General features: G+C 44.9%; 7 protein-coding genes. 5 read left to right on the top strand and 2 right to left on the bottom strand.

The window, feature by feature from the left end; all coding sequences use genetic code 11:
* Positions 1–18: 18 nt before the first annotated feature.
* Both L2740_RS15715 and L2740_RS15710 read right to left on the bottom strand, forming a co-directional pair.
* Positions 19–1,038: a response regulator gene (locus L2740_RS15715; protein WP_248951063.1), complete on the bottom strand. Its 1,020-nt coding sequence runs from the start codon at positions 1,036–1,038 to the stop codon at positions 19–21.
* 122 nt (positions 1,039–1,160) lie between these two features.
* Positions 1,161–6,440, bottom strand: a complete 5,280-nt coding sequence (locus L2740_RS15710; protein ID WP_248951062.1) for a PAS domain S-box protein — start codon at positions 6,438–6,440, stop codon at positions 1,161–1,163.
* Between the two features lie 348 nt (positions 6,441–6,788).
* Between L2740_RS15710 and L2740_RS15705 the strand changes: the two genes are divergently transcribed.
* From L2740_RS15705 to napA, 5 genes are all read left to right on the top strand, one after another.
* Entirely contained in the window at positions 6,789–7,457 is a 669-nt protein-coding gene (locus L2740_RS15705; RefSeq protein ID WP_248951061.1) for an ABC transporter ATP-binding protein, read from the top strand.
* Positions 7,450–10,005, top strand: coding sequence for an ABC transporter permease (locus L2740_RS15700; protein ID WP_248951060.1), 2,556 nt, complete (start codon positions 7,450–7,452; stop codon positions 10,003–10,005). Before L2740_RS15705 ends, L2740_RS15700 begins: the two co-directional genes overlap by 8 nt.
* On the top strand, positions 10,002–11,174 hold the full coding sequence (locus tag L2740_RS15695) for a lipocalin-like domain-containing protein (protein ID WP_248951059.1): 1,173 nt from the start codon (positions 10,002–10,004) through the stop codon (positions 11,172–11,174). The genes L2740_RS15700 and L2740_RS15695 overlap by 4 nt, the downstream gene beginning before the upstream one ends.
* 542 nt (positions 11,175–11,716) lie before the next feature.
* Complete coding sequence (locus tag L2740_RS15690; RefSeq protein ID WP_248951058.1) at positions 11,717–11,992, top strand: chaperone NapD; 276 nt, start codon at positions 11,717–11,719, stop codon at positions 11,990–11,992.
* Entirely contained in the window at positions 11,982–14,462 is a 2,481-nt protein-coding gene (napA, locus tag L2740_RS15685) for a nitrate reductase catalytic subunit NapA (RefSeq protein WP_248951057.1), read from the top strand. The genes L2740_RS15690 and napA overlap by 11 nt, the downstream gene beginning before the upstream one ends.
* Positions 14,463–14,485 lie beyond the last annotated feature (23 nt).

Genomic DNA, 14,485 nt, shown 5'->3' with positions numbered 1-14,485 from the left:
TGCTACCTGCAACTTTAGCTATGCCGTTTCATTGTGGCTATCACGAATTTTGACGGCCTCATCTATAACTTGCTTAAAGTGATTGACTAACTCTGGATCAAAATGCTTACCCGACTCACTTTCAATCAAAGCAACAGCATCGGCCACTGACCAAGCTTTTTTATAGGGCCGAATTGAAGTGAGGGCATCGAACACATCGGCAATAGCAATAATGCGCGCCTCAATAGGAATATCAGTCCCCGATAAGCCAAATGGATAACCGCTACCATCCCACTTTTCGTGGTGACTTAAGGCTATTCTGCGCGCCATTTCCAATAGTGGGTCACTATGCTCACCTATGATTTCAGCGCCGATTTCTGCATGGCGTTGCATCTCTAGCCATTCTTGCTCATCGAGTTTATCTGGCTTTTTCAAAATAGCATCTGGGGTGCCGATTTTACCGATATCGTGCATAGGTGCGGCGTTATAAATCAGCTCGCAATATTTATCAGGTAAGCCTGATTGCACCGCTAACAAGCGCGCATAGTGGCTCATTCTAATAACGTGCAGGCCAGTTTCATTATCCTTATACTCTGCAGCGCGGCCAAGGCGACGAATGATCTCAAAACGAGTGTCTTCTAACTCTTTGGTGCGCGCTTTTACTTCTTGCTCCAGTAAGCGCTTTTGATCGTATAAAGCTAAATGAGTCTTCACTCGCGCTTTAACCACTGGCGCACTCACAGGCTTAGTAATGTAATCTACAGCACCAAGCTCAAACCCTTGAGTTTCATCAGCAACCTCGGTTAATGCCGTGACGAAAATAACCGGGATATGACTCGTTAGAGGATCTTGCTTTAAACGTTTGCACACCTCATAACCGTTCATGCCTGGCATCATCACATCCAACAGAATAAGGTCGGGAACAGTTTTTGCCGCTAACGTCAGTGCACGAGGACCATCAATAGCGACCTTAACTTTATAGTCTTGTGCCAGAATGCCCACCAATATATCGATATTCTCTGGTGTATCATCAACAACTAAAACAGTAGCGTTGTCCATTAACCTCTTGCTCCTTTACTGCAACACTTTTTGCGGCAATTTTTGATGTTTAGTATAGCCAAACAGCAATAACCATGTGGCAAACCATGCTTGCTTGGCTTAACTTTTCGAGTCACAAACAATTACGACAATTTAAATAACTGCTTAATGAGTTGGGCTGCTTCGTCAAACTGATATTGATTAACCATATTGACTGCTGGGCTCATTTTTTGCCATAACGACTCAGAAACCTGAGAGCGCATTGCATCCATTTTTTCGACCGCGTCAGCATCAGCATCTTCAAGCATTTGTAGTAACTCGCTAACAGCATCATTTAGCTGCCCTGCTGTTGCGATCTCTTCAATCGCGACTGTTTGATCGAGCTGCGGTGAGTTCAGTTGCGCCATCCACTCTGTAATCGCACAGCAAATTGACTCCACTAACGTCGCCAATTTAGCTAGCTCTTGGCTAACATCGGCTGTCGATGAATCTTGCAGTTTGGCCTCTATCGTTCTCGCTAGCTCACTCAGCTCAGCAGAGTACAGGTTACCAGCAACCCCTTTTAAGGTATGCGCATAACGAATTGCATCATCTACTTTACCATCATCCAAGGCCTGCTCTATTTGCGCTGCAATATCAATCTGACCGCTGCTGAAACGCTCAAAAATCCGCTGATATAAACGCACAGAATTTTGTACCAACTGCAGACCTTTATCGACATCGATAGTATGATGGTTCGGCCAAGATTGGATATCATTGTTCTGCTTGCAGTCTGCATCTTGCCTAACCTGAGTATCATCGACTAAATAATGCAGCAGCTTGGTATATAACAATGACGCTTCAACCGGTTTAGCAATATGATCATTCATGCCAGCTTGTAGGCACATCTCTTTGTCACCGGCCATTGCGTTAGCTGTCATTGCTATCACTGGTATGTCGGCCAGTCCCGGCATATTTCGCAACGCTTGAGTAGCTTGATAACCGTCCATAACCGGCATTTGGCAATCCATCAATATTAAATCAAAGCTTTGCATTGTCAGTTTTTCTAATGCTATTTGGCCATTTTCAGCAATGGACAACACCACACCGACTTGCTCTAAAAACTCGCTAGCCACCTCTTGATTCATTTCATTATCTTCAACAAGTAAAATGCGTTTGCCTTTTAGCTGTGCTAACAATAATTGACTGATATTAGATGTGTTTTGCCTCACGGGCATAGTGCCTTGCTCACCTAACGACAGCATGATGCCGTCGAGCAAACGTGAAGCACTAATCGGTTTCGTGATAAACCCGGCAATATCGAGTTGTTCGAGTTCATCGGTTAATTCATGATTGGCATGAGCCGATACAATAAGGACTTTGGGTGGCTGAGCTTGATTAGCTAATATCTGTTTAGCCGCTTCAATACCGTTCATTTCGGGCATAAGCCAATCAATGAGTGCTACAGCATAATCATGGGTTTTACAGTGCTGTACCGCTTCAGCACCACTCTTAACTACATCTACCTCAAAGCCCATACTCTCTAGAGTCGTACGCAAGATGTCACGGGCGGTCGCGTTGTCGTCAGCAACTAAGATACGCATCCCCTCAACTTCTTGTTTGACTTTTAGCACCTTTTTATCAGCAACATTCAAGCTGACAGTGAAATAAAAGGTACTACCATGACCAAACTGACTATCGACACCGATTTCACCGCCCATTAACTCGACTAGCTGCTTGCTAATCGCTAGCCCAAGCCCTGTGCCGCCATAACGGCGTGTGGTTGAAGTGTCAGCTTGGCTAAATGACTTAAACAGCTTGTTGCGCTGCTCCTCAAGTAAGCCAATACCACTGTCGCGTACGCTAAATTTCAGTAATATCTGTTCATCAACCAACTCCAATTGACTAATGGATAACAATATCTCGCCTTGCTCGGTAAACTTAATCGCATTGTTCATCAGGTTAATCAATACCTGACTCAGACGTAATGGATCTCCTTCAAGGTGCCTTGGAATATTTGGCGCTACAGCAAACAACAACTCTAATTGCTTCTCAGCCGCTTTGGTTGAGAACATATCGCTAAGATCTTCAAGCATGGTATCGAGCTGAAATGGCACAGACTCGATATCAAGTTTGCCAGCTTCAATCTTAGAAAAATCAAGAATGTCGTTAATGATCCCCAGCAGTGACTTAGAAGCTCTATCAATTTTCTGCACATAGTTTTGCTGCTTAGCATCGAGCTCCGTCTGCAAACAAAGCTGAGACATACCAATAATGGCATTCATCGGTGTGCGGATTTCATGGGACATATTGGCTAAAAAATCACTCTTAGCTTGGTTGGCAGCATCGGCAATGTCTTTTGCTTGACTCAACTGCTGAGAAAGTTGCTTTAACGAGGTGATATCGGCCATAGATAGCACCATAGAACTTAATTCACCTTCTGAGTTTTGTAACCGCGTTAAGCTTAGATCCATCCACATACACTCAGAGGACTGATTGATTAAACGAACCTCAGCAGTGATACAATCGTTACCATTCACGGAGAGTTCACGGAATAACGCTCTAGTTGTATCTCGATCTTCATCGAACTGATAATCAAAAAAGGAACGACCAATGACCTCATCGGCACCAATCTGCAAATAGAAACTAAATTGCTCGTTACAATCTAGTATCGTGCCTTTTTCATCAACATTTACAATGCCAATGCCTGCGTTATCGAATAATGCCCTAAAGTGCGCTTCTCGCTCCTCTAATTCTTTATCAACCTGTTTACGGTCAGTAATATCCATTAGGTAACCGTTCCAAATGATGCCGCCATCATTTTGAAGGTCGCCATGAGCCCCCGCTTGCAACCAACGTGTATCGCCTACTGGGTGCTGGTACCTAAACTCTTTAGTCCATTTCATCCCTTTACTGCTTTTGCCCGACAGGGCTTCGATAATACCGGCGCGCTCTTCACTAACAATGCACTCAGCAACACGGTCAAAGTTATTTAGCACTTCGTCTCGGTGGAAACCTAGCGTTGCAATACAAGCGCTGGATAAAAAGGTAAATCTACGCTCAGTATTACTACACCAGTGCATTTGGTACACAGTGCTCGGAATTGATTCTGTTATCGTCTCTAATTGCTGTTGCGACTGTGCTATCGCCTCTTGAGCAAGCTTACTACTGGTGATGTCATGAATACTGCCATCGAACCATAGAGCAATTGCATTATCATCGTAAATGGCTTTGCCCTTTTCCTGCACCCAATGAATGCTGCCATCCCTGTGCTTGATGCGATATTGCACTTCAAAACTCTTCTGCTCTAAAAGTGCCTCTTCAATAGTGTTATTGACCAAAGGTATATCTTCTTCGACAATTATACTCTGGTAGCTACGGCCACTACTTTCAATAAAGTCCGATGCAGGGTACCCACTGATGTGACTAATGTTATCGCTGACATATTCCATCATCCAGCAGTCACCAATACTTGTACGATAAACAACACCAGGAATATTAGCCACAAGGCCGCGAAAACGATTTTCACTGTCTTTTATTTGCTGAGCGACAGCTAGTTCAGCTGAAATATCTCTTACTGTTGCAGCGACTTGCTGCTCTCCATCTTCATTTCTAGGCAGTAATCCTAGGCTTATCTCAACAGGAAACTCTGTACCGTCAGCTTTTATTCCCATTAGGAGCGAATCTATATTTGAGCCCATTTTTCGGTCACGACCTTCACTAATAAACTGTGCCCGTTGTTCGGCATGCGCTCCACGAGCCGCATCAGGTACAAGTTCATCGACAGATAGCGCTTTCATCTGTTCTTCGTCATAACCAAACAGTCTCTGACATCGGCTATTGCTGAAGACTAGATGACCACTTTCTTCAACGATCAATATCGCTTCAGGAGCCGACTCCAGTACAGCATTTGACCATGCTACAGCGCTAAATTGTTCGCTAACATCATTAAACAACATCTCAACCGAGAGTACTTCTTGATTATCTGATATTAAGGGCTGCATAAATACATCTAGCCGTCTCAGCTTGCCTGCGGCATCAACCATCTCAACTTGATGCGGCGGCACGTTCTCACCGAGTAACGCCTTATCCATGTACTGCCAATTAAGTTCATTAATGGGGTTACCTGAGAACATTCTTTGATACTTTCTTTTCAACAATTCAGGCGTTATACCCAGTACTTTTTCGACACCAGCGCTAACTTGACCCAACAAGCCATCTGGAAACACTGAGCAATAAAAAGATTTATCACTCATACCATCTATCAGTTTGGCGAACCGGTTACCGCTAGAGTCAAGCAACGCTTCCTCTCTTTGCTCCAACACTTCAGCCATATCATTGAATTTATTTGTAAGTGTAACAATCTCGCTTGCTGCACCTACAGGTTTGCTAATGCGTTTAGTATTCCCTGCACCAAAAGCAACGATCCCCTCAGCTAATTCTTCAATCGGACGAGTAAGACGTTTTGCCGTAAGGTAGCCTGTTAGCAGCAACAAAATAGCTAATAAACATAAGATTAAGCCCAACGATAAGATGTCTTTTAGTAACTCCGCATGAAGTAACTTATCTGATGTCAGGGTGACGACTCGCCATTTGAGTGCAGGCACAATAGCAATGCTGGCAAGATATTTATCACCCTCTGCATTTTCAATCCTTGCATGCCCCGCAGCACCAGTTTCAACTATATCTAAAAAAGCCTGATTACCTTTTGATTTAGCCAACCAATGCTCGGTTCCTTGTTCAAGTAGTAAACTGTGATTATTGTGATAAATGAGCTGGCCTTGATCATCAATAATGACCACTTTATTAGCTGCAATGTTAAGAATTTTAGGAATCTGACTTAGAGCTAAGTCAACAGTGACTACGCCGAGATAAGGTATTTGCTCACCGAATGAGTGCGCATAAGTGATCATCAGCTCATTCCCCCCTCCAGCATCAAAATAGGAAGGAGTCCAATAGCCATTATCGTTATTGATCGCTTGGCTCCACCAATCCCACTCACCATTAGCGTAATTGTAACCTTCAGACCCAATATCAAGCGTGAGTATTTTACTGCCATCACGGTAAGCATAGGGTGCGAATGTTGACTTATTTGCGACCACATTTTCGCGAAATGCGATCGTATTACCATAAAAGTCTTCATGCCTTTCTAGCCGACGGATAAGCAGCAGCTTTAATCTTTCCTCATCAGGCAACATACCTTGATGGCTGGCTTCGGTAAGCAAATCAGCAGTAGAGCGAGTATCAGTTTCAGCACTTTCAAGCAGATATTGCAAATGCAGCGCTGCATTATCTGCACCTTGTGCTAACTGATCATAAATATCTTGCTTTTCGCTCTGATAATTCAGCCAAGCATTGGCGCCGAACACCATTGCCATAATGGCAATTAATGGCAAAGCAATTTGCGCTAATATACGGCTGCGAAAAGTACGAAGTCTGCTCATATTCCTATTCCACTGTAACTAGGACGTTGTTAATAAGGATGCCACTTTATAAAGTGCTGCAACCAATAAGGTCTGTACGTTAACTCAATTAATTCAAGTATAGAAAGGTAAGCATTTAGCCACCAAAATAACAGCTGATATTGCACAATATAGAGAGGAGAACGAATGCCAACATAAACAAAGCTCGATATTTTATCAAATTATCTCGTTTATACCCAAAAGGTTTAGTCCTCCCTCTAAAATCATCTAATTAAGAATATGAGATCTTATTGAGATACAAATACGTATAGACCAAAAAACATGCTAAATTAACCTTGCCTCAAGGAAGTAGGTTTTACAGGGGAAGTCATGAGTCACGCTATTGTTAGTTTGCGTCAGGTTTCAAAAGGCTTTAACGATGGTGATAAATACCATCAAGTTCTCACAGGGATTAATCTCAGCATTAATCCTGCTGACACCGTTGCTCTTACAGGCCCTAGTGGCAGTGGTAAAAGCACCCTTTTAAATATCATTGGTGGCTTTGAATTTATCAAACAAGGCCAATTGCTGCTAAATGGCAGCGATACCTCTAACTGGCAAGATAAACAATGGAGCCAGTTTCGTCGCCAACACTTAGGTGTTGTCTTTCAGCAATTTAACTTACTCACACCGCTTAATGTACGCGACAATATTGCCTTTTCGCTGCGCTTAAATCAACAAAACTGGAGCCCATGGTGTGACTACTTACTAAGTCAGCTTGGTCTTGATGAAGTCAAAAACCGTAATGTAGAAACCCTTTCTGGCGGTCAGCAGCAACGCGTAGCTATTGCTCGTGCACTCGCCCACAAGCCAAGCCTGTTATTAGCTGACGAACCAACCGGTAACTTAGATGAAAAAGCCGGGCAGCAGGTGATGTCACTGCTAACACAGCTAGCCCAAGAATCCCAAACCAGCATTTTAATGGTAACCCACAGCAATGAATGCGCAGCGTTTATGCAAAGGCGCTGGCATTTAGAGCAAGGGTTAATTCATGAATAGCTCTACTGCAGCGCTAGGACTGACGATACGCCTAGGTCTAGGCGTGTTTGCTCGCCACTACCTCAAGTCTCCATTACAAGCTGGCGCAATTTTATTAGGTATCATTCTAGCGGTAACGCTGCTGATAGGCGTTAGAGCGACTAACGAAAATGCGGTACGCAGCTATTCAGAAGCCACTGAGTTATTGAGCCAAAGAGCGCAACTACTATTAGCGCCAAGTGCTGCACAAAAATCTGTCGATGAGCAGATCTACTTTAAACTCAGACAAGCCGGAGTCACTCAAGCATTAGCAGTACTTAACGATACTGTTACCGATGAACAAGGCCAGCGCTGGGATATACAAGCCAGTGATTTAGTCGCCGCCCTTTCAATTCAAACAGCCCAAGATGCCGCACAACAAAAGCAGCCTGATAAATACACGCCAGCCAATGAGCAACAAAGTGCGTCTTTACTTTCTGTCGATTTGCCTTTAGATAAGTTACTCACTGGTGCGCCTTACATCTTAATGAGTCAAAGCTTTGCTGATAAAGTTGCTCCATCGGCAAGCATGCGACTCAATGGCGTCGACCTCAACATTATTACACTCCCCGACAACTTAGGGCTTGGCAATGCCATCTTGATGGATATATCACTGGGCCAACGTCTGGTTAATCGTCCCGGGCAATTAAGTTATATCGCGCTATTTGGTCAAACAGAACAGCTAACGCAAAAGCTCAATCAAGTCTTTAATCATCAAACCAGCCAATATTTTGATATTGCGGTGCAAGATGATGGCGAAGGACTCACTAGTCTCACCCGCAGCTTTCATTTAAACCTTACCGCCATGAGCCTACTCGCCTTTGTTGTCGGCCTTTTTATTGCGTATAACGGTGTACGCTATAGCCTGCTTAAGCGGCAAAAACTGCTGGTTCAGCTGCAACAACAAGGTGTGCCACAACAGGCGCTGCTGTTTGCCCTACTCATCGAGCTATTTAGTTTAGTACTTATCGGCTCGCTTGCTGGCTTTGTGCTTGGTCTGCAACTCAGCCACTGGTTACAACCTATGATAGCCCTAACGCTTGAGCAGCTTTACGGTGCTCGCCTACTGCCGGGGCTTTGGCAATGGAGCTGGCTGTATCAAGCCATTGGACTGACCTTCGTGGCGGCGCTTCTCGCCTGTTACCCACTATTTACTACCTTGGCAAAACAACCATTGGCGCGCAGTGCCAGTCGCTTTGAACAACAAAGCCAAGCCAAGCAAAAACATAAAAAGTTATTTATTATTGCACTGTGTCTGCTTGGGGTTGCAGGATTGCTGTTCCCGCTAACTCGTGATTACCAGCATAGTTTGGCACTGCTTGGTGTGGTGACATTTGCCATTCCCTTGCTATTGCCTTTTACATTGCAAAGCGGCTTAACCTTAGTTGAGCGTTTTACTAAAAATGGTCTGTGGCAATATGCAGTAGCTGAAAGCAAAGAACTTATTGCACCTTTATCACTAGCCATGATGGCGATGTTACTTGCGCTAACAGCCAATATCTCGATGAATACTTTAGTTGGCAGTTTTGAAATAACCTTGAAGAGTTGGCTCCATGACAGGCTTTATGCCGACCTATATATTCGCCCACCTAATGACAAAATTGCCGCCACCCAAGCATTTTTGAGCACACAGCCAAAAGTCACTGCCATCTTTGGTCAATGGGTCCACAACAGTCAGTATCAACAAGTACCACTGAGTTTACTGACGCGCGATGCCCACTCTTTGCGTAATAGTAATCAAATAAAAGTCAGCAGTAACAATCACTGGCAATCATTCTTCGACGCTAAAAGTGTGATGATCAGTGAACCGCTCGCCATTAAATACCAACTCAATGTGGGTGACAAAATCAACTTGCCGGAATTTGAACAGGCAAACATTGAGCCGTTAATGATAAGCGCTATTTTTTATGATTATGGTAATCCCCTCGGCCAAGTAATTGTAAGCCAACCAACCTGGCAACAACTGGGCTTATCAGAATTGCCCACCAGCATTGCCGCTAGCTACGCCAATAACATCACTGAGCTGGAAACCCTACTGCAGCAAAAGCTGTCGCTCAGCGAAGCGCAAATGTATAACCAAACTAAGATAAAACAGCGAGCATTGGAGATTTTCAAACGCACTTTTTCAATCACACTTGTGCTAAATAGTTTGACCTTGCTGGTTGCTGCTATCGGGTTATTCAGCGCTTGCTTGATGCTGACTCAGGCTCGGCAAGCACCTTTGGCACGCCTTTATGCACTGGGCGTAAGCCGTAATCAACTGCGCGCTTTAGTGTCAGGGCAAATGCTGTTAATCGTGCTATTTACTTGCTTATTAGCACTACCAACGGGAGCCTTGCTGGGTTATTTGCTGATTAATAAAGTGACCTTGCAAGCCTTTGGCTGGAGCATAGCTATGGTTTGGGATTGGCAAGCTTACTTTAGAGTATTGTTGATAGCCGTTTTAGCCAGCGCCGTGGCAGTTATAGCGCCGTTAGTTTGGCAAACCAGAAAACCACTGATTAGCAGCTTGCAGCAGGAGGCACTATGAAGCCCGTTAACTACGCGTTACTCGCTTTGCTGCCCTGTGTCTTGCTTAGCGGTTGTTTTAATAACAGCGAAAAGCCGACAGCAGGCATGGGGCAACTATTAGATGGTGACACTGACGGCTACAGCCCCGTAGTGCCCGGAATAACATTAAGTTTTCCAGAAGATCATCAGGCCCATGATAGTTTTCGCCAAGAATGGTGGTACTTAACCGCCAACCTAACCACTGAAACCGGCGAACAACTTGGTATGCAGTGGACCCAATTTCGCATCGCCTTAGCGCCGCCAAGCACAACTGAAGCTACTGTCATGCAGCAGTCGGCTGCTAAGCCACGAATTCAAACGGCCACTCATAGCCAAAATAAGACAGTTGCTCAGCCAAACAGCTGGCAGACTGAGCAGCTTTATATGTCGCATACCGCTCTCACCTCAACAAATGAGCATTTAGCAGCTGAAAGATGGTCTAGAGGTAACGCTAACTTTTCTGGCACACAAGCCAACCCTTTAATTATCCAACAAGATGATTGGCAGTGGCGCAGTCACAATCAGCAACTGTTTCCTGCAACGCTTGATGTCACTACAGCGGATTTTAGCTACCAATTGCAACTCGACAGTCAAGCACCTTTTCAACTGCAAGGCGATAACGGCTATAGCCGTAAAAACGCCACAGGCACGGTAGCGAGCTACTACTATAGTCAGCCTTTTATTCAAGTCAGTGGCAGCATAGAACGTAATGGCAAAACCATTAAAGTTAGCGGCGATGCCTGGCTAGATAGAGAGTGGAGCTCGCAGTTTTTATCTAAGACTCAACAAGGCTGGGATTGGTTTGCCCTGAGGCTGAATGACGGCTCAGCATTAATGCTGTTTCAACTAAGGGATAACAGCGGCAAACAGCAAGACTTTTACAGTGCTAAGCGCATGTATCCAGATGGCAGCGGCACACTTATTAGTAGCGACCAGATCTCAATGACAGCCACCGACTGGCAACAAACCGACTCAGGCCGTTATCCTGTGGCTTGGGATATTAGCATTGAATCTGAGTCGATAAAGATATCCACCCAAGCGCTAAATGCTGATGCTAGCATGCCGTTATCAGTGCCCTACTGGGAAGGGCCAATTACGATTTCGGGCAGCCATAGCGGTATGGGTTATATGGAGCTAACTGGCTACTAATCACTTGCTCGACTCGGGAGCGATTGGTAACCAATTAGGTAAAAATACTAGCAAGTACTTTTCAAGCTCTATACTCGCCGTCAAATATCCACCCACAATCAGACTATATCTTATGAGGCAAGTTACACTGCTTGCCTCATAACAACCCTATCAATTTTCAATACTTAAATCTGATCACCACAGCATCGATTTAGCCATAAAACTGAGTGAATTAAGGTTAATAACATTGCCTTTTTTGCCATTTTCACCACCAGCAAATACGAACCATTCTCATTAACCAAGCTTTTGAATATCTTGGTTTTTTAATGTAGCGCAAGCTAACATTTTAGATGGACAATTTTCGAACAGCCGCCTAATATTTATTAGTAAAATTGAGAACTAGATCACCACCAAAAAGTTGATCTTGGTCGACAAAAACTCTCATTACCTCTTGTGAGGTATACCCACAATTTATATGAGGTCTAGACTCGATATTAACCTTGGTAGATAGCAGCTAACCGACTTCAATCTAAGTTATTTACCAGCCAATAAAAGGTAAACAGATGAGCCAAGAATTTCACATTACCAGCTTAGTTGTGCATGCCGCGCCACATGCTGTTGCCGAGATTAATAGCAGAATTTCTGCTCTTAATGGCACCGAAATCCATGCCGTTACTGATGAAGGTAAATTTGTGGTCACCGTAGAAGGTGAGACGCAACGAGCCATCCTCGATAGCGTTGAAGCGATTAACGCCTTAGAAGGCGTGTTAAATAGCAGTCTAATTTATCATCAAGTCGATCCAGTAGAGAAAAAGAGTGAGGAACACCATGAGCATTAGCCGTCGCGAGTTTCTAAAAGCCAACGCCGCCGTTGCCGCTGCAACAGCCGTAGGTGCGACTCTGCCTGTTAAGATAGTTGAAGCAGCAGAGCAAAAAGATAGCATCAAGTGGGACAAAGCACCTTGTCGTTTTTGTGGCGTAGGTTGTAGTGTGCTTGTGGGCACAGATAATGGCAAAGTGGTTGCCACCAAAGGTGATCCAGAAAGCCCTGTGAACAAAGGCCTTAACTGTATTAAAGGCTACTTCCTTTCTAAAATCATGTACGGTAAAGATCGTCTAACTACGCCGCTACTTCGCATGAAAGACGGCCAATACGATAAAGAAGGTGAATTTACCCCAATCAGCTGGGATAGCGCTTTCGACATCATGGCTGACAAGTGGAAAAACACCCTTAAAACCAAAGGCCCAACTGCAGTTGGTATGTTTGGTTCTGGCCAGTGGACAGTATGGGAAGGTTATGCCGCCTCTAAACTACACAAAGCCGGTTTCTTAACGAATAACATCGACCCAAATGCGCGTCACTGTATGGCGTCAGCGGTTGTTGGCTTTATGCGTACCTTTGGTATCGATGAGCCAATGGGTTGTTACGATGACCTAGAAGCTGCAGACCAATTCGTGCTTTGGGGCGCTAACATGGCAGAGATGCACCCAATCCTATGGGCACGTCTATCAGATCGCCGCCTAAGCAGCCCAACCAGCCGCGTCCACGTGTTATCGACTTTCGAAAACCGTAGCTTCGACTTAGCTGACAACGCGATGGTGTTCCGTCCACAGTCTGACTTGGTGATCCTTAACTACATAGCCAACTACATCATTCAAAACGATGCAGTAAACAAAGACTTCGTGAACAAGCACACCACTTTTGCATTAGGTACTGACGATATCGGTTACGGTCTGCGTCCAGATCATCCGCTTGAGAAAAAAGCCAAAAACCCAGGCAACGGCAAGTTCGCACCAATCAGCTTCGATGAGTACGCGAAATTCGTTAGCACTTACACGCTAGAATATGCAGCTGAAATGAGTGGCGTTGAGCCTGAAAAGCTAGAGCTTATGGCTAAAGCTTACGCAGATCCAAACGTGAAGATGATGAGCCTGTGGACCATGGGTATTAACCAGCACACCCGTGGTGTGTGGGCGAACAACATGCTTTACAACATCCACTTGCTAACCGGTAAGATCGCCACTCCAGGTAACAGCCCGTTCTCGCTAACAGGCCAGCCTTCAGCGTGTGGTACCGCACGTGAAGTCGGTACGTTTGCGCACCGTTTACCAGCAGACATGGTAGTAAATAATCCTAAGCACCGCGCGATTACTGAAAAACTATGGCAAGTACCAGAAGGCACTATTCCGCCTAAGCCAGGTTTCCACGCTGTACTGCAAAGCCGTATGCTTAAAGATGGCAAGCTGAACTGTTACTGGACCATGTGTACCAACAACATGCAAGCGGGTCCAAACATTAACGATGAAATGTACCCAGGTTTCCGTAATCCAGAAAACTTCATCGTAGTGTCTGATCCATACCCAACGGTTACAGCAATGGCAGCCGACTTGATTCTGCCAACCGCAATGTGGGTAGAAAAAGAAGGTGCTTATGGTAACGCAGAGCGTCGTACTCATATGTGGCACCAGCAAGTTAAAGCACCAGAAGGTGCTAAGTCTGATCTTTGGCAGCTAATGGAGTTCTCTAAGCGCTTTAAAGTATCTGAAGTATGGCCTGCAGAGCTAATTGCTAAGCAACCTGAACTGGCTGATAAAACGCTATTTGACGTGCTTTACGCCAACGGCGTGGTCAACAAGTTCCCAGCAAGCGAATGTAAAGGCGAGTACAACGACGAGTCTGAAGCATTTGGTTTCTACGTGCAAAAAGGTCTATTCGAAGAGTACGCCCAGTTTGGTCGCGGCCACGCTCACGATTTAGCAAACTTTGATGCTTACCATGAAACACGCGGTCTCCGCTGGCCTGTGGTTGATGGTAAAGAAACTCTACGCCGCTTCTCAAAGGGCGACCCGTATGTGAAGAACGGTGAAGAGTTTGACTTCTACGGCAAGCCAGACGGTAAAGCGGTTATTTTCGCCCTACCATTTGAGCCTGCAGCTGAAGAGCCAAATGAAGAATACGATATCTGGTTATCTACCGGTCGTGTACTTGAACATTGGCACACAGGTTCAATGACTGCACGTGTACCTGAGCTTTATCGCGCTTACCCAGATGCACAGATCTTTATGCACCCAGAAGATGCTAAAGCTCGTGGTCTAAAACGTGGTGATGAAGTCATCGTTGCTTCACCTCGCGGCGAAGTGAAAACCCGTGTTGAAACTAAAGGCCGTAACAAGCCGCCAAGAGGCGTGGCGTTTATGCCATTCTTCGATGCGCGCCAGCTGGTCAACAAGTTAATACTTGATGCAACTGATCCGCTGTCAAAAGAGACAGACTTCAAGAAGTGTCCAGTAAAAGTAATGAAAGCTTAGGCTCTCATTAACAAACTTAACTT

This window comes from Shewanella pneumatophori (assembly GCF_023283895.1).
Classification (GTDB): Bacteria; Pseudomonadota; Gammaproteobacteria; order Enterobacterales; family Shewanellaceae; genus Shewanella; species Shewanella pneumatophori.
This window is presented reverse-complemented; position numbering and strand designations above follow the sequence as displayed.